The following is a 17,665-nucleotide window of genomic DNA, read 5'->3' as shown; positions in this document are numbered from 1 at the left end:
AATCCATTACTAAATTTTAGTCATCTCTTTTATTTCACGAACAATTTCAGATAACACTTCCTCTCCAAGTCCTTCAATATATTTAATAGAACCTGCACATTCATGACCTCCTCCATCAATACCTGCAGAAGGAATCCTTTCAGCCAAAATAGAAACAATATCATTAACATTAAACCCATATTGTTCATTTACTGAATCAGTGGCCCTAAATACACCAAAATCTGGACCATGACCTAATGTTACAATAGCTTTATCTTCACCTAACTTCTTAATTACATCATCATGAACAAAACCACAAGTTTTACCTGGAGCTGGGAATGTAAATTTATGTGCAAATTTCTCAACATCAATCATATTAAAATAAATTCCATTTTCAAATTGTGTTTGTTTAATATTTGGAAGAGCCGCTTTAAGTTGAGTATCAACTCGTTTAAGATATTCATTATATAATGCATTAACCATTTTTTCATGCTTATCTAAATTATCAACAGCTAAAATTGTATCCATTATTCCTCTTCCATTCATGAACCTCAAGAAATAAGCTTCAAAATCAACACATTCAGCTATTTTAGCTAAATCTTCTTTATTAAATCCTTTATCTTTAGCTAATTGCAAGTATTGATATACCTCACCACATTCAGCACGATCCCCTAATGCTGCAACCGCTGGAAGATGTTTTATTAATTCTTTAACAGACGGATTTATAATATGTGCAACTTCACATGCCAACGCTCCTGCAGTTAGTTGAGAGTCTCCACCAACCAGATATGGATTCACATGAGTATCAACATACTCATCTACTGCTACTGTTGCTGAATAAATTTCACCATTTCTTTCATCTTTTGTAATTAATTCTCCAGGATAATGGTGATCAATTACAACAACTTCAATATCATAAATTTTAGCTTGCATTAAAGCTGTAATATCTTCTTCAGTAGATCCATTATCTAAAAGTACGATTAATGGTAATTTCTGACCATGCCTTTCTTGATCTTCAAGAGCAAAAGATAAATCTTTAACAACATCTTCTAGTTCATAAAAAGGAGCTTTACTTGGAGACCTTTTAAAGTAATAATATTGAGCATCATTACTTGGATTTGTCATTTCAATTAATGGAATTATAGCTTTTTCCATAGCAACTCCAGAACAAATACCATCAGCATCATTATGATGTCTAAGTAAAATTGTTCTTCCATCAAGAATAGCTCTTCTAATTTTGCAAGCAGCTTCTCTCATCTTAGGTTTAAGTCTGTTTAAAACATCACTTTTAACTAAAAATTCTACATCTTCAGGTTCAGCTCTTTCATTTAATGCAACATCAATTGCTTTATGTAATCTTATAGAACTTTCTTCAGTAAGTTTTAGTATTGACTGTGACTCAATTTGTGTTTTTCCACCATGCTCGTTAACATCACCTAAAACTTCAATTGCATCCCCAACATTAATATCAGGAAAAGCTCGTTCTCCCGCTTTATCAAATGCAGCAACCCAAGTAACTCCACTTTCATCATTAATTGTAAAAATAGTTGGTCCGGAGGTTTGTTGGATTTGCATAACTTCACCATCAATACGGACTAATTTACCCATATTATTCTCTAAATCACCAATTAAAGTTCTGGAAATATTTTTGGTTAATTTTTTAATTTGATAATTTTTAACATAAGTAGGTGCAAAGTCTATTTTTCTTTCCCTTGGTTTAATAGATGTAATAAATACGATAACTTCATCTCCAACTTTATAATCAGAGACATCTCCCCTCATAAGACCCCAAACATTATTATTTAAAGTAACAAAAGCACCATATTTTTCAACTCTTGTAATTTTACCTTTATATAATTTATCTTTATCCATATCCCTCATTTCACAAATAGGATCTAATATAAATACATCTTTTGTCTCATTTTCTTTAGCTATCCTTGCATCTCGTTTCATTTTATCTTCATCCCTTTTTTTCTTACAATCAAGACATAAATCATGTTTATTATCAATATGCTTTCCACAATCACGACAAATATTTATCTCTCCACTCCCATTACAATGTGGACAATCCTCATAAACTTCAACTTGACCCTTTCCATTACATACTTCACATGGAATATCTTGCTCAGAGCCTAAATCAAATTTAGCTCTTGCATTATTATTAACACCTTTAAAATGATTTCCTACATCAAAAGAATCCTCATAACCAGTTCCGCCGCAAGCATTGCATTCTTTGTAGTCCACAACAATAGAACCTAAACCTTTACATTTTGGACATTTTTCTTTCATTTCATAGCTCCAAACATCATTTAAATAAATTAGGATTTTCACTAACAAGTTGATTTCTCGAATCTTGATATTGTAAAGATTCATTCATATAATCATTAGCTTCTAAAGCATATGTATTACCTGTTGAATTATAATGATCCTCATAATAATTAATAGCCATTGTTAAAGAGTTTATTGCCTTAATTTTTATTTGTACTTCCTTATAAGCAGCATTTATATAACTTTTATGGACATTATTGATATCATTATTAAAATTACTTTTTACATCAGATAATTTTTTTAAGCTACTATTATAATAATTACTTGCTGAAGTAGCTTTATTCATTGCTCCAGTATAATTTTTATTATTAAGTAGTTCTACTGCATCATTATAATCATCATTACCCTTTTCAATATCCTCATTAATACTTGGTATGGATTTGTTTATAGTATCTACAGAACTGTCTAAAAAAATAATTCCGGCAGAAATTAAAAGTAAAACTAAAATAAAAATTACTAATTTAGTATAACTTGACACAATTTAAAAGTATATACAAACATATTATTAAACATTTTTATAAAAAAAGAAAATATTAAGATTTAATTAAATCTTAATTTATTCGCTAGACCAAAGACCATGAAGGTTACATAATTCATATGCAACAATGCCTTCATTGATTTTATCAGAACCAATAGTGAAAGTAGCTTCCGGTGTTTCACCCGGCTTAAAGCATTTAATAAATAATTCACTACCAGCCTCTACAATTACAAATTGAATGAAATGATCTTCATCAGCAGGATGTTGTATTTCACCTATTTTTACAGTAACATTATCCCCATCAATTTCAACAACAGGTTTGTGTTTAGCTGCTTTATCCCCTTCTGTTTGAGCTTCCATTAAAATCATGTGAGAATCACAAGATTCCCCATCACCTTTTACTAAAGGAAGAACAAAACTTCCACATGTATCACATTTAATAATTTTTGCCATATATACATCTCCATATAAAATTATGATTATAGGTTTTATATTAAATGTTTAAATAATTATTGATTCTTATCATAGTAATCTTTAATTGCTGCTTGAAGACCATCAGCCGCCAAATTAGAGCAATGCATCTTAATAGGAGGAAGACCCCCTATCTCTTCAGCAACATCATTTCTAGATATTTTTAAAGCTTCATCCAGTGTTTTTCCAACAGCCATTTCTGTAATCATACTACTAGTTGCAATTGCTGCTCCACAACCAAACGTCTGAAACGTAATATCAGAAATTACATCATCTTTAACTTTAATATAAATTGTCATCAAATCCCCACATGTTGGATTACCAACACTACCTACACCATCAGGATTTTCCATTTTTTTACAATTTCTAGGGTTTGCAAAATGATCCATTACTTTTTCACTATAATCCATAATATCCACTCCTTATTTTCTACCTACAATTCTATTATAATCTAATTTTTGATTCCATAAAGGAGACATTTTTCTTAAAGTCTCAACAGCCCCAGCAATGGCATCTACAAATTCATCAATATCAAATTCATTGGAATTTGGTGAAAGTGAAATTCTTAAAGAACCATGTACGTCTACTGGATCTAAACCTAAAGCAGTCAATACTGGAGACGATTCTAAATTTTTAGATGAACATGCGGATCCAGTTGAAGTTTGGTAACCTTTTGAATCTAAGAGAAGTACTAAAGATTCCCCTTCAATTGCTCTAAATCTGAAATTAATAAGATTTGGTAATCTAATCTCTTTATCTCCATTTAAATAGGATTCAGGAATTTTATCTAAAACTTTTTCAATAATTTCATCACGAATAGCCACTAATTTTTCTTGTTTCTCATTTAAATTATTGTTAGCTAGCTCACAAGCCTTAGCAAATCCAACAATGCCTGGAACATTTTCAGTTCCTGACCTAATTCCTCTTTCTTGACCTCCACCATGAATAAGTGGAACTAATCTAACACCTTTTTTAGTATATAATGCTCCAACACCCATTGGTCCATTTATTTTATGTGAAGATAAAGATAAAAGGTCAACATTTAATTTTTCAACATCAATATCAATTTTTCCAAAACTTTGAACTGCATCACTATGGAAAATAATATTGTTTTCACGAGCTAATTTTCCTATCTCCTCAATTGGTTGAATTGTACCAATTTCATTATTAGCATGCATAATTGTAATTAAAATTGTTTCAGGAGTAATTGCTTCTTTTAAGTCTTCAACTTTAATAACACCATTTTCATAAACTGGCAAATAAGTAACATTAAAATCTAAGGATTCAAGAAAATGTAAAGTCTCCTTAACAGCTGGATGTTCAATTTCAGTAGTAATAATATGATTTCCTTTTGATTTTAATTTAAAAGCTATTCCTTTAATAGCTAAATTATCAGATTCTGATCCACCACTAGTAAAAATTATTTCATCCGTTTTAGCATTAATTGAATCGGCTACTTGTTTTCTAGCTAATTCTAAAGCTTTTTTTGATTCCCGACCAATTGAATAAAGAGTAGATGGATTTCCAAAATTTTCTTTTAAATAAGGTTCCATTGCACTTAAAACTTCTTTGCTAATTTCAGTAGTTGCTGAGTTATCTAAATACAATAATATCATCTCCATAATTTAATAATTAAAAAAATTTATTTAAATTAAATCTAAAGCTTCATTTAAATCATCAATTAAATCTTCAACATCTTCTAAACCTATAGAAAGTCTAATAAAATCTGGTGTTACTCCAGTTGACGCTTGTTCTTCTAGTGTAAGTTGTTGATGAGTAGTGCTTGCTGGATGAATTGCTAAACTTTTAGCATCACCTACATTAGCTAAAAGTGAAAATAATTTTAAGTTATTAATAACCTTTTTACCAGCTTTTTCGCCTCCTTTAACACTAAATCCTATAATACCAGAATAATTTCCTTTTAAGTATTTTTTATTATTTTCATAAGTCGGATGAGATTCTAAACCAGGATAACTTACCCAATTAACTTTAGGGTGAGACTCTAAGAATTTTGCAATTTTAAGTGCATTTTCAGAATGTCTTAAAACTCTTACATTTAAACTTTCAAGACCTTGTAAAAATATAAAGCTATGCGTTGGTGCTTGTGTTGCTCCTAAATCACGTAGTAGTCTTGCCCTTATTCTTAAAGTAAAAGCAATGTTTCCAAGACCTTCCACATCACCAAAAGCCTCCCAAAATACTAATCCATGATAACTTGGGTCTGGTTCAGTGAATTGTGAAAATTTACCATTACCCCAATTGAATTTACCTGAATCTACAATATACCCACCAACTGCAGTTCCATGACCTCCAACATATTTTGTTGCTGAAGCTGCAATTACATCTGCTCCATGAGTTAATGGTTGAACTAAACCAACCCCTAATGTATTATCTACGATTAGTGGAATGTTATTTTTGTGTGCAATTCCAGCTAAACTTTCAAAATCAGGAACATCTAATTTAGGATTTCCAATTGATTCCACATATATGGCTTTAGTTTTATCATCAATTGCATCCTCAAAAGCTTTCAAATCTTGTGAATCAACAAACTTTACCTCCCTTGCTAAATCTTTGAAAGTATAGTTGAATAATTGATATGTCCCACCATAAAGATTATTTGCTGATATGAAATTATCTCCAGGACTGGTAACATTTAGTAATGCATAAAATATTGCCGCAAGACCACTTGCAGTTCCAAGTCCTGAATTTCCTCCTTCAATAGCAGCAATCCTATTTTCAAATACTTCTGTAGTGGGATTAGTAAGCCTTGAATAAATTGAACCAAATTCTTGTAGAGCAAATCTCCTAGCAGCTTCATCAGCATCTTTAAATACGTAAGAACTTGTTTGATAAATTGGAACTGCTTGAGTTCCTGTAAATGGATCTGGTTCTTGCCCCGCACGTACACCTAATGTTGATAATCCGTATTTCTTATTTTGTTCCATTAATAATCACCTAACATTAATTTATTTAAATTACATGCCCATATATTTAAAAACCAGTTTTATTATCAATTAATTGATAAAGTAATTTTGTATTCTTATTATTGAATACAAATAGTCTTCATAATATATATCTTTGTAAAATATAACAATAGTTATTTTTTAAAAAATAAAAATTTTTAATTTGGAGAAAAATTAAAAAAATATAACCATTGTTATATTATTATCATTGTTGAATTTAATATATAAATGTTTAGTAATAAAAAAGAAGAGATAAAAATCTCTTAATCATTTATCTCATAACCTAACTTTTGTAGGTCATCTCTAATTTTATCAGATAAATCATATTGCTTTATAGATCTTAATTCTCCCCTAACTTTTAAAATTAAATCAAATAAATCACAAGAAGAAGATTCAACATCTTTTAAAGTAAAATCAATTCCTAAAATATAAGAAACATCGTCTAAAAATTTTCTAATTGCAACTTTATCATTATTAGATAAATCTTCTTTTTTAGAAGAGCTAATTAACTCAAAAATAGATGCAATAGCCTTTGGAGTATTAAAATCATCATCCATACTTTCAAAAAATTCCTTTTTAGATATTTTTAAAGCTTCCATTTCAGATTCACAAACCCCATCTACATCAAGAAGTTGTGTGTAGAATTTTTTAATTTTTTCTAAACTTTTTTCAGATTGATGAAGTGAATCTTTTGAAAAATCAATTGGACTTCTATAATGAGTTGAAAGAACAAAAAATCTAAATGTGTCAGCTTCATAATTTTCAAGTAAATCACGAATGGTTATAAAGTTATTAAGAGATTTTGACATTTTTTCTCCAGAAACATTTAAAAATCCAGTATGTAACCAAAATTTAACCATTGGAGATTTTCCACTTACTGCTTCCATTTGAGTAATTTCTGCTTCGTGATGTGGGAAAATTAAGTCGAGACCTCCACCATGAACATCATATTGTGGACCAAAATAGTATTCAGTAATAGCAGTATCTTCAATATGCCAACCAGGTCTTCCATCACCCCATGGAGAATTCCAAACTGGTTCATCTACCCCTTCACGTTTTTTCCATAATGCAAAATCATTTTGATTCTTTTTATTAACATCAGCAATATTCCTATGAGATTCTAATTCCTCAATATTGCGATTAGATAATTTTCCAAATTCTGGAAATTTATCAATTTCAAAGTAAACTCCATCTTCACTTTCATAAGCAAAACCTTTATCAATTAATCTTTGAATTTGGTCAATAATTTCATCAATATGATCAGTAGCTCTTGCAAATAAATTAACACTATTAACATTTAATTTATGCATATCTTCAATATAACGTTTTTCAAACTTTTTAGCTATATCTGCAGCAGGGATTCCACTTTCTTTTGATCTTTTAATAATTTTATCATCAATATCAGTAATATTTTGAATATAAAATACTGCATAGCCTTTATAGTCAAGATATCGTTTTATTGTATCAAAAGAAATATAAGTTCTTCCATGCCCAATATGTGCATCATCATAAACAGTAGGACCACAAACAAATAAGTTAACTCTATTTTTATTAATTGTTTTAAATTCCTCTTTATTACGAGTTAAAGTTGAATAAATATCCATAAAAAATAACCTCAAAAAAAGATAGTTATAAAGGCAAGTAAGGGATTTGAACCCCTGTATCATGGTCTGCAGCCACGCACCTGAGCCGCTCGGTCAACTTGCCATGTAAAATAAAAGTATAATAAAATATAGTCATTTGTAGTATATAAAACTTACCATATCGACAATATTTTAATCGACTTCAGAACCCAAACAAGATTGACAATCTTCACCTAAATCGGACTTATCAATACCTAATTGCTCTAAAACATCAGTAGTTTCTACTTTTTTACAAATCTTACAAACTCTAGGAACTAAATCAATTTTAGATGCATTACCTTCATATAAGTCTTTAGCAAATCCATGAATCATTCCTTTAACATTATCTTTTAAACAAATACCACTACCACGTTTATCAGTAATATATTGAGATACTGCCGGCTGAGTTATATCCATAAGTTCAGAAACTTCTTTTTGCTTCATTCCTAATTTTAATAATTCTTTTGCTAGTTCTGAACGAATAGCAGGAATTACATACCATACAATGATTTCACAAGGTGGTTTCATTTTAAATCCTTCTACTTATTCAATAAATCATCTAATTCATCATTATATTCATCAGGCGAACATAATTTGTTTTTATCAAGTAAAATCTTAATACATTCCTCATTCTTCTCAAGATGCTCTGAAAGAGTTTTAATAGCATCTGCAACAGGGTCGGGAAGTTTATTGTGATCAAGATCAACTCTTTTAGTACGTTTATGTTTTCTTTTAACAATTCTTCCTGGAACCCCCACACAAGTAGATTCAGGAGGAACATCTTTAAGTACAACAGCTCCAGTTCCGATTTTAGAATATTCACCAACAGTAATGTTTCCCATTATTTTAGCTCCTGCACCAATAATAGCTCCTTTTTTAATTGTTGGATGTCTTTTAGTTTTTTGAGTACTAGTCCCACCAAGAATAACACCCTGATAAATTAAAACATCGTCTTCAACAATAGCTGTTTCACCAACGACAACACCCATACCGTGATCTATAAATACACATTTACCAAATTTTGCTCCAGGATGAATTTCAATACCTGTAAGAAATCTAGATATAGTTGAAATAACCCTAGCTAATAACTTTAGAGAATGATTCCATAAAAAATGACTAAGTCTATGAATCAATATTGCATAAAATCCAGGATAACACAAAAATATTTCTAATGTATTCCGTGCAGCTGGATCTTTGTCTTTTATAGCCTGTATTTCACTTCTCAACCTGTTAAACATTTATAAACCTCAAAACATTATAACCCTTGCTTCATTAAAACTTTTATAATATCTTGCTTATATATTTTAAGATTTAATCGAATAACCAATCAACAGACAAATATCTTTCTCCATTATCTGGTAAGATTGCGATTATTCTTTTACCTCCATTTTCTTCACGTTTAGCTAATTCTAATGCTGCCCATGTAGCTGCACCAGATGAAATTCCAGCAAAGATTCCTTCTTTTTTAGCTAAATTAACTAATGTTTTACCTGCATCTTCATTAGCTACTGGAATAATCTCATCAATTACACTATCCTCATAAATCGACGGAGTAAATCCTGCACCAATACCCTGAATTTTATGCGGTCCTTTTTCACCTTTAGCTAATGTTTGGGAGTCCTTTGGTTCTACTGCAACAATTTTAACATTAGGCAATTCTTTTTTCAATAGTTTACCTATTCCTGTAATAGTTCCTCCAGTCCCAACACCTGCAACAACAATATCAACATTTCCATCGGTATCTCTTAAAATTTCTTTAGCAGTTGTTTTAGAGTGAATATCAACATTGGCAGGATTGTCAAATTGGTGTAATATTATTCCACCAGGAGTTTTTTTTTCAATTTCATCTGCTTTTTCAATAGCTCCACTCATTCCATCACCACCGGGTGTTAAAACAATTTCAGCCCCAAAAATAGCTAATAATTTTCTTCTTTCAATAGACATTGTTTCAGGCATTATTAAAATTAACCTATAACCCTTAGCTGCTGCTGCAAAACCAAGTCCAATACCCGTATTTCCACTTGTAGGTTCAATAATAACAGAATCCTTATCTAAAAGACCCCTTTTTTCAGCATCTTCAATCATTGAAACAGCTACACGATCTTTGACACTTCCTGTTGGGTTAAATGATTCCATTTTTACATCAACTTCAGCATTTAGATTTCTAGTTAAATTATTTAATCTTACAATAGGAGTGTTTCCAATTGCATCAACCACACTATCAAGCACTCCTCTTTTTAATTCAGGTATATTTACCATATTTGCATCTCCTATTTTTTTCATTAATTTTTAATATAACATGTGTTATACCAATCATATAATACTATCTTATTAGTCATGTAAAATAAATTATTCATTAAAATAATCACAAATATCTGTACAAGGACAAATTTCACATTGAGGTGAAGTTGGTTTGCAGATATTTTGTCCAAATTGAACCATTAAATCATTTAATTTAATCCATAAGTGACGAGGCACAATTTTTGTAAGTTCCCCCTCAGTTTGATCAGGAGTTTTTGTATCAACCAAACCCAGCCTATTTGAAATTCTATGAACATGAGTATCAACTGGAATAGCTGGAAGTTCAAATGCAAATACTAAAACACAATTTGCAGTTTTACGACCTACTCCTGGAAGTTCTACAAGCTCTTCTAAAGTATTTGGAACTTCACCACCATATTGATCTATTAAGATTTGAGAAACTTCTTGAATCCTTCCTGCCTTTACACGATAAAAACCTGCAGGTTTAATTAATTTTTGAACATCCTCAATTGGTGCATCAACAATCTCATAGATATCTTTATATTTGTTAAATAAATTATTTGTAGCTTGGTCTGTATTTTCATCTCTTGTTCTTTGAGATAAAATTGTTCTAACTAAAACTTTATATGGGTCTTTATCTAAAAAGACTCTAATTTTAAAAATACCCTCTAAATATTCAATAAGTTTAACTACTCTTTCTTTTTTATTCATCATATCAACTCTAAATTAAAACCAATTTTTGCCATTGTATCTATGAAATTAGGGAATGATACATCAAATACTTCTCCATTCTTAATTTCAATTTCATTTTTAAGTCCAATTAATGAAAACGCCATAGCTAATCTATGATCCCCATGGGAATCCACAACACCAGAGTTAACTCCACCTGTAATGGACATTCCACCCTCATATTCAACTAATTTACAACCTAATTTTTCAAGTTCACGACAAGTAGTGTCAATCCTATCTGTCTCTTTAACTCTTGTATGTTTAACTCCAGTAATATTAGATGTTCCATTAGCCATTGCGGCAAGAACAGCTACTGTAACTAATAAATCTGGAGCATTTGATAAATCAACATCAACAGCTTTTAAATTACTATCAGATGAAATTTCAACATAGTCATCATATCGATTAATCTCAACACCCATTTTTTCAAGTATATCTAAAATTAATTTATCCCCTTGTTTAGAACTTTTAAATAGGTTTAAAATTTTAGCATTACCTCCACCAATGGCTACACAGGCAAGCAAATATGATGCAGATGAATAATCTCCTTCTACAATATAATCACAAGCCATATAATCTTGTTTTTTAATTACAAACTCATCAATTCTACAACTCTTAAATTCTTTATTACAAGATTCATGTTTTAAATAATATCCCTTTAAAATATTTACCCCAAATTTTTTCATTATATCAATAGTCATATCAACATAAGGCTTTGATTTAAATTCAGGAAGAACAAATAAAGTTACACCCTTGTCTGAAAGTGGTGCTGAGATTATAATTGATGATATGAATTGTGAACTTATACTGCCTAAAATATTAGTATCTCCACCAACATAACCTGGTTTTATTAAAATTGGTGCCTTATCATTATTGTTTAAAGATTTAGTAGTGATTCCTAAAGGTATTAAGGCATCCATTAAAAGACCCATTGGCCTACTTTGTAAGGATTCATCCCCAGTTAAAATAACATCATTATCTGATAAACTAGCTACACTTGTCATTAATCTTAAAGTAGTTCCAGAATTAGCTAAATCAATTGCATGTGTTTTTGAATTATGAAGTTTAGCAGATGTTCCAACAACTTCTAAGTAATCATCATGTTTTGTAATTTTAGCTCCTAAAGCTTTACAAACATCAATAGACGCTTGAGTATCTCCAGAAAAAAGTAAATTATATAATTTTGAAGTACCATTAGCTAAACTAGCTAAAATAATAGCTCTATGAGAATAACTTTTAGATGGTGGTGCTTTTACAATACCTCCAATATTGGAAACATTTTTTACCTTAAGAATCATTTTATCATTTTATTATTTATTAAAAATTAATAAATATAGTTAACTATGACAAGAAAAATCTTAAAAAAATTGTAAAGCAAGCAAAAAAAATATAGTTAAATTAATGTAAAAAAATATTACTATCAAAAAATAGGTGAAACTAGGGATTATTAGATAAAATTGCAGGTCATGCCTATGCATGTGGAGATATAAGTATAATAAACGAATATTTGTTTCCAGACGAAGAAATCATACAATCATTTACATTTTTCAGAGATTCAATTGTTTTAACAACACTTGGAATTTATGTAATTGCTGTACAAGGCTTAACTGATAAAAAAGTTGAAGTTAAATCTTCCATTGAAATTATTAAAACAATTTCTTGAAACTGCTTGATCTCTGATAGATGTAGATACAAAAATAAATGTAGATCACAAAACAGTTATTCTTGTTAAATATGGATATGTGAATGAGCCAACATCATTTAAAGTTCCAAAAACACAAGCAGAAGAATTGTTCATCTTGTAAAAGAACATTATTTAATATAAGAGTAATCCCTACTTTTAATTTTTATTTTTTACCATAAATCATTCCTACATTCTTAATCATCCAAGGTAATTTAATATAACTTGGAATAAACTCGTTATTCTCTGTGTTTGCAATGTAGTGAATTTCTTCAATTCCACTTTGTTTTAATTCTTCACAGAATTCGTTCATATCCCCATAAAGCTTTTTTTGAGAAAATAAATCTTGAAAGCAAAATGAACCTCCTTTTTTAAGAATTCTTAAAGCTTCTCTTACTACGTCCCGTTTGTCCTTAGCACTTCTAACTTCATGGAAAACAAAATTACTTATAGCTGCATCAAAGCTTTCAGATTCAAAATCTAGATTAGCTGCATCCCCTTTTACAAAGTTAGTTCGACTAGAAACTCCTTCTAACATTGCATTATTTTCACATTGTTCCTTTGCAAAACTCCATTCAGTCCCCCAATAATCAATTCCAGTTACTTTTGAATTAGAAAATCTTTTTGCACAACATATGGATAAAGCTCCTGACCCACAACCAATATCTAAAAGCTCACCTTCACCATCCCATTCTAAATGGTTCACAACATCTTGATGAATTTTACCCATCAACCCACCTTTTTCAAAATCTAAAAGATTTCTACATATTTTCATATAAATAGTAAATGCCAAACTTACAACAAATATTATAGCTAAAATAATACTAATCACTTGTATTTTTAAAAATAAGACACTTAAAACCAATAGTATAAAAAAAATCGATGAAAGAACAATAATTGTTTTCATCATAAATGCAGAAACCCAATTTCCATAATCAACCTTATTCAAATTATCACCTTTATTTAATATAATATAAATAAAGCTTATATAAAAATTTAGCTATACCTAATTTTAATAGGGTTAACAATAAAAATTTTGTTTAAATTCACAACCACGATCATTTTTCAATTATGAATAAATATGAAAAAAATGAGTATTTAAACAGTGATAATTATTTTAGAGACGAACCTACTAGCAAACACCGAGGAAAATTCCTACTTTAAATGTATACTACTAACTGCAAAAAATAAAAAGAAATATTTTTTTTATTTGGTAGATAAAATATGATTAGACAAAATTAAAAAAAGTATTAAAGTAATTATCTAATTACTTCAACAATAATATCAAGAGTTTCAGATTGTAATATATCTATTTTTTTACCAGAAGCGCCTACAATATCTTTTTTAATATTCAGCATAGATTCATCAACAATTAGCCCATTTATATCTAATTGACCATTAATGTTTAAATTTTCTGCAATTTCATCAATTGGAGTTGATTTAAGATATCCTATGATTTTACCTGCATCTTTTTTAAATTTAGGTCCAATTTGAGACATTTCCCCTTCGATTTCAATGATTTTTTCATGCACTTCAGGTCTTCCTGTTTTAACAGATAACTCATCAATCTTTAAAGTTCCTAAAATATCTTCATTAAATTCATTAAATACATCAATTAATTTTTCATCAGAAGTATATACATTTACTTCAGCTAATCGGGCATTAAGAGGGATTTTAGAAGCTGATTTAAATCTTCTTACTTCATCAATCAAATCAACAGTTAAATCTCCATTTTCAACAGCTACATCATTCAATAATGATTCATTAACTTCTGGCCATGATTCTTTATGAATTGATGTATCAGAAAAGTGTTGGTAAACTTCTTCTGCAAAGAACGGTACAATTGGAGATAAGAATTTAAGTGAAGTTTCAATTACACATCTAAGAGTGTATTTAGCTGCACGTCTTGACTTATCACCAACATCATCATTGTACAATCTGTATTTAACAGCTTCAATATACTCATCACAGAAATCGTGCCATACAAATTTCTCAATTGAGGATATTGTATCTGCATATTCATAATTAGCAAATGCATTATCTACTTTAATGTTTAATTTGTTTAATTTAGCTAAAATCCATTTATCCATTGCTCCAAATGAATCTTTAGCTTCATCATATGGAACTTCCTCATCAAATATTTGCATGCTAATAAATCTAAATGCATTCCAGAATTTTCTAAGGAATCTATAACCATGCTTAATGTCTTTCCAATCAAACATTACATCAGAACCTGGAACACTATTAGCTGCCCATGTTCTTAGAGAATCTGCACCATACTTAGCAATTACATCTTCCGGACCAATTACATTTCCTCTGGATTTACTCATTTTATATCCATCTTCACCAAATACCATCCCATTTATTACAATATCATCAAATGGCTTTTTACCAGTTAAGGCAAGACATCTAAGAGTTGTATAAAATGCCCATGTACGAATAATATCATGACCTTGTGGACGAATATTAGATGGAAAAATATCTTCAAAACCTTTATTAGGCCAATCTGCAATAGAAAGTGGTGAAACAGATGAATCCATCCATGTATCTAAAACATCTTCTTCTGGAATAAATTCTTCACAACCACATTCACAAGTGTGTTTAGGTTTATCTTGAGTAGGATCTACTGGTAAATCTTCTATTTCAGGTAAAATGATTTTACCACAATCTTTACAGTACCATACTGGAATTGGAGTTGCAAATAACCTTTGTCTTGAAATACACCAGTCCCATTCCATGGAATCTGCCCAATTAATCATACGACTTTTCATATGTTCTGGAACCCAATTCATCTCTTCTGCAGCTTCTTTTGTTTGCTCTATTAATTTATTAACTGCTACAAACCATTGCTTTTTAACAAGAATCTCTATAGGGGTTTTGCATCTCCAACATTGCCCAACATTTTGTTCTACTTTTTCTTGTTTTAAGAGATATTCTTCAGATTTTAAATCTTCAATAGTTTTTATTTTTGCAGTTTGTAAATCTAAACCGTCATATCTTCCAGCAGCAGAGGTTAAATGACCTGTTTCATCAATTGCATCAATAATTTCAAGTCCATGTTTATTTACCCATGTTACATCTGTTTTATCCCCAAAGGTACAAACCATTACAGCACCAGTACCAAACTCAGGATCCACTTCTTCATCAGCAATGATTTTAACTTTTTGATGAGAAAGAGGAACCTCCACATATTTGCCAAGTAAATGAGAATATCTTCCATCATCTGGATGAATTACAAGACCTACACATGCAGACATTAATTCTGGCCTTGTAGTAGCAATTATAATCCCTTTTTCTTTAGGATTTGCTTGTTTACCAGACTCTTTAGAAGTTTTTATATCTTTATAAAAACTTTCAGCTGCAGGTGGAAAATTAACATAGTTTAAATAAGTTTCATTATCACCATATTCTACTTCAGCAAATGCAATAGCTGTTTCACAACGAGGACACCAATTTACAGGGTGAATACCTTGATAAATTAAATCATCATCATACATTTGTAAAAATGAATATTGAGTTCTTTTCATATACTCAGGAGTCATTGTTATAAATTCACGACTCCAATCTTGTGAAAAACCCATAGCTTTCATTTGCTTTTTCATTTTAGCTATATTTTCAGTAGTAAGTTCAATACAGAATTCTCTGAATTTAGCTCTTGAAACATCATTTTTTTTAATATTGTGAGTTTCTTCTACTTTTACTTCGGTAGGAAGTCCATGACAGTCCCATCCTTGAGTGAATAAAACATCCATACCTTTTAATCTTCTGTATCTCGCATTCATATCAATATAAACCCAATTTAAAACATGACCTAAATGAATAGAACCTGTTGGGTAAGGTGGAGGAGTATCAATTACATATCTCGGTCTGGTTCCATCTCCAATAAATTTGTAAACATCACCATCCTGCCACTTTTGCTCCCAAAATTTTTCTTTTTTAATGTCATAGTCCTTAGGAATATTCTCATTTGCCATATATTTTCTCCTAAAATAATTATATAAAAATAATATTACTAAATATGTCATTTATTATTTAAAAAACTAAGCATATAAACATTTTATTAAAATATTAATTTAAACTTATTATTATTCAATTAATACAATGAACAGTTGTCAAAAGTTATTCATAGAAGTTTAAACGAATTATTTAGAAAAAAAAGCTTTTATAACTAAAAAATTAAATTATTATCTATCTATTCATTTTTATTTTTTTCAATCATATTATTGCTTTTCAATTAAACAACTAAAATAAATGTTGTAATAAATTACAAAATTGTAAAAAAAAGTAAAACTTAGATATCTATTAAAATAAAAAGTAAAATTAAATGAGTGTTGGCAGAAATTATTGAGTTTTAATTAATGTTTATTTTTTCTTCTGTTTTTATACTATTTTTTAAATAGTGTTCATTTTCATAATTATATTATTTTTTTCATGTGAATTTAGCTTCTTTTTTAATTTAGTAGTTAAATACTAACTAATTTCCAATGAATATTTGTTATTTTTATTTGTTTAATATATTGTTTGTTAAAAATGTATTATTCTGAATAAAAGTTATTAAAATCTATTTATATCAGAAAATACAAATATATATTTAGTTATAATTAATTTTATGATGTTTAGAATTGAATTATTTGTGTTTTGGTTACTATGATTGTGGATTGTTATATTTTGAATGATTTTAGTAAGAATGATGCGAAAATGGAAGAGGAATTTAAGGTTATGTATTTGGCATCTGTTATTGTGGGATGGTGCTTTTAATTATTTTAAAATCGAACGTAAATTGTCAAATGTAGGTAAACCTCCTTTTAATCTTAAATATATGATAAAACTAATTTTTTTATGGTTGTATAAATAAAATTACCAGTTCAATAGAGTTAGCTTATAATGCTAAGTATAATATATATGTATAAATGGATTTCTAATGGGATTGAACCTAGTGATAGAACAATTAGAGATTATAACTGTTATTACTTCAACAGATTTTATCAATTGATAATGGCTTTTATTCTTATTGTAGCTAATAGGATAGGTTTAACAGATTTTGAACATATTTCAATTGATGGTACAATAAAAAGAGCACATAACTCCGCATTCAATAGTAATTAAAGAAAAGGATATTAGTTTATTAATAAAGCATTATATGGTTGAAAAA

16 protein-coding genes and 1 tRNA gene are annotated in these 17,665 nt (G+C 29.4%); 2 read left to right on the top strand and 15 right to left on the bottom strand.

The window, feature by feature from the left end:
* Positions 1-9: 9 nt before the first annotated feature.
* The 13 genes from MBORA_RS00530 to aroA all read right to left on the bottom strand — a co-directional run bounded on the left by MBORA_RS00530 (position 10) and on the right by aroA (position 12,130).
* Complete coding sequence (locus MBORA_RS00530; RefSeq protein ID WP_042693286.1) at positions 10-2,268, bottom strand: DHH family phosphoesterase; 2,259 nt, start codon at positions 2,266-2,268, stop codon at positions 10-12.
* Between the two features lie 16 nt (positions 2,269-2,284).
* The gene (locus tag MBORA_RS00525) at positions 2,285-2,785 is read right to left on the bottom strand and encodes a hypothetical protein (RefSeq protein WP_052331795.1); all 501 of its coding nucleotides are present in this window, start codon (positions 2,783-2,785) and stop codon (positions 2,285-2,287) included.
* A 78-nt stretch (positions 2,786-2,863) separates the two neighbouring features.
* The gene (locus MBORA_RS00520; protein ID WP_106787312.1) at positions 2,864-3,238 is read right to left on the bottom strand and encodes a desulfoferrodoxin family protein; all 375 of its coding nucleotides are present in this window, start codon (positions 3,236-3,238) and stop codon (positions 2,864-2,866) included.
* A gap of 56 nt (positions 3,239-3,294) precedes the next feature.
* Entirely contained in the window at positions 3,295-3,666 is a 372-nt protein-coding gene (nifU, locus tag MBORA_RS00515; RefSeq protein ID WP_042692916.1) for a Fe-S cluster assembly scaffold protein NifU, read from the bottom strand.
* A 12-nt stretch (positions 3,667-3,678) separates the two neighbouring features.
* Complete coding sequence (locus tag MBORA_RS00510) at positions 3,679-4,863, bottom strand: cysteine desulfurase family protein (RefSeq protein ID WP_042692922.1); 1,185 nt, start codon at positions 4,861-4,863, stop codon at positions 3,679-3,681.
* A gap of 39 nt (positions 4,864-4,902) precedes the next feature.
* Positions 4,903-6,201: an O-acetylhomoserine aminocarboxypropyltransferase/cysteine synthase family protein gene (locus MBORA_RS00505; RefSeq protein ID WP_042692924.1), complete on the bottom strand. Its 1,299-nt coding sequence runs from the start codon at positions 6,199-6,201 to the stop codon at positions 4,903-4,905.
* A gap of 281 nt (positions 6,202-6,482) precedes the next feature.
* Positions 6,483-7,823, bottom strand: coding sequence for a cysteine--tRNA ligase (cysS, locus tag MBORA_RS00500; protein ID WP_042692929.1), 1,341 nt, complete (start codon positions 7,821-7,823; stop codon positions 6,483-6,485).
* Between the two features lie 31 nt (positions 7,824-7,854).
* Positions 7,855-7,926: transfer RNA gene (locus MBORA_RS00495), tRNA-Cys, on the bottom strand.
* Positions 7,927-7,994: 68 nt separating this feature from the next.
* The gene (locus tag MBORA_RS00490; RefSeq protein WP_042692930.1) at positions 7,995-8,369 is read right to left on the bottom strand and encodes a transcriptional regulator; all 375 of its coding nucleotides are present in this window, start codon (positions 8,367-8,369) and stop codon (positions 7,995-7,997) included.
* A gap of 11 nt (positions 8,370-8,380) precedes the next feature.
* A complete protein-coding gene (gene cysE / locus MBORA_RS00485; RefSeq protein ID WP_042692933.1) occupies positions 8,381-9,079 on the bottom strand; it encodes a serine O-acetyltransferase in 699 nt (232 codons plus the stop codon).
* Between the two features lie 73 nt (positions 9,080-9,152).
* Positions 9,153-10,100, bottom strand: coding sequence for a cysteine synthase A (cysK, locus tag MBORA_RS00480; protein ID WP_063720079.1), 948 nt, complete (start codon positions 10,098-10,100; stop codon positions 9,153-9,155).
* A gap of 90 nt (positions 10,101-10,190) precedes the next feature.
* Entirely contained in the window at positions 10,191-10,814 is a 624-nt protein-coding gene (gene nth / locus MBORA_RS00475; protein WP_042692936.1) for an endonuclease III, read from the bottom strand.
* The gene (gene aroA / locus MBORA_RS00470; RefSeq protein ID WP_042692938.1) at positions 10,814-12,130 is read right to left on the bottom strand and encodes a 3-phosphoshikimate 1-carboxyvinyltransferase; all 1,317 of its coding nucleotides are present in this window, start codon (positions 12,128-12,130) and stop codon (positions 10,814-10,816) included. Before aroA ends, nth begins: the two co-directional genes overlap by 1 nt.
* Before the next feature lie 209 nt (positions 12,131-12,339).
* On the opposite strand from aroA, the gene MBORA_RS10455 reads away from it, so the two are divergent.
* A complete protein-coding gene (locus tag MBORA_RS10455) occupies positions 12,340-12,495 on the top strand; it encodes a PH domain-containing protein (RefSeq protein ID WP_157944498.1) in 156 nt (51 codons plus the stop codon).
* Positions 12,496-12,679: 184 nt separating this feature from the next.
* On the opposite strand, the gene MBORA_RS00460 is transcribed toward MBORA_RS10455, so the two are convergent.
* Together MBORA_RS00460 and MBORA_RS00455 are read right to left on the bottom strand one after the other, a co-directional pair.
* Entirely contained in the window at positions 12,680-13,462 is a 783-nt protein-coding gene (locus MBORA_RS00460) for a class I SAM-dependent methyltransferase (RefSeq protein WP_042692941.1), read from the bottom strand.
* 310 nt (positions 13,463-13,772) lie between these two features.
* Positions 13,773-16,487: a valine--tRNA ligase gene (locus tag MBORA_RS00455; protein ID WP_042692943.1), complete on the bottom strand. Its 2,715-nt coding sequence runs from the start codon at positions 16,485-16,487 to the stop codon at positions 13,773-13,775.
* 910 nt (positions 16,488-17,397) lie between these two features.
* On the opposite strand from MBORA_RS00455, the gene MBORA_RS00445 reads away from it, so the two are divergent.
* Positions 17,398-17,619 (top strand): hypothetical protein, encoded by a 222-nt coding sequence (locus tag MBORA_RS00445; RefSeq protein WP_156482680.1) that lies wholly within the window; start codon positions 17,398-17,400, stop codon positions 17,617-17,619.
* The last annotated feature ends 46 nt before the right edge of the window (positions 17,620-17,665 follow it).

This window comes from Methanobrevibacter oralis (genome assembly GCF_001639275.1).
GTDB lineage: Archaea > Methanobacteriota > Methanobacteria > Methanobacteriales > Methanobacteriaceae > Methanocatella > Methanocatella oralis.
This window is presented reverse-complemented; position numbering and strand designations above follow the sequence as displayed.

Coding starts and splice junctions, on each gene's coding strand:
- cysK (WP_063720079.1), bottom strand. CDS start 10,100: ATGGTAAATATACCTGAATTAAAAAGAGGAGTGCTTGATAGTGTGGTT.
- nth (WP_042692936.1), bottom strand. CDS start 10,814: ATGAATAAAAAAGAAAGAGTAGTTAAACTTATTGAATATTTAGAGGGT.
- aroA (WP_042692938.1), bottom strand. CDS start 12,130: ATGATTCTTAAGGTAAAAAATGTTTCCAATATTGGAGGTATTGTAAAA.
- cysE (WP_042692933.1), bottom strand. CDS start 9,079: ATGTTTAACAGGTTGAGAAGTGAAATACAGGCTATAAAAGACAAAGAT.
- MBORA_RS00490 (WP_042692930.1), bottom strand. CDS start 8,369: ATGAAACCACCTTGTGAAATCATTGTATGGTATGTAATTCCTGCTATT.
- nifU (WP_042692916.1), bottom strand. CDS start 3,666: ATGGATTATAGTGAAAAAGTAATGGATCATTTTGCAAACCCTAGAAAT.
- MBORA_RS00520 (WP_106787312.1), bottom strand. CDS start 3,238: ATGGCAAAAATTATTAAATGTGATACATGTGGAAGTTTTGTTCTTCCT.
- MBORA_RS00445 (WP_156482680.1), top strand. CDS start 17,398: ATGCTAAGTATAATATATATGTATAAATGGATTTCTAATGGGATTGAA.
- MBORA_RS00505 (WP_042692924.1), bottom strand. CDS start 6,201: ATGGAACAAAATAAGAAATACGGATTATCAACATTAGGTGTACGTGCG.
- MBORA_RS00530 (WP_042693286.1), bottom strand. CDS start 2,268: ATGAAAGAAAAATGTCCAAAATGTAAAGGTTTAGGTTCTATTGTTGTG.
- MBORA_RS00455 (WP_042692943.1), bottom strand. CDS start 16,487: ATGGCAAATGAGAATATTCCTAAGGACTATGACATTAAAAAAGAAAAA.
- cysS (WP_042692929.1), bottom strand. CDS start 7,823: ATGGATATTTATTCAACTTTAACTCGTAATAAAGAGGAATTTAAAACA.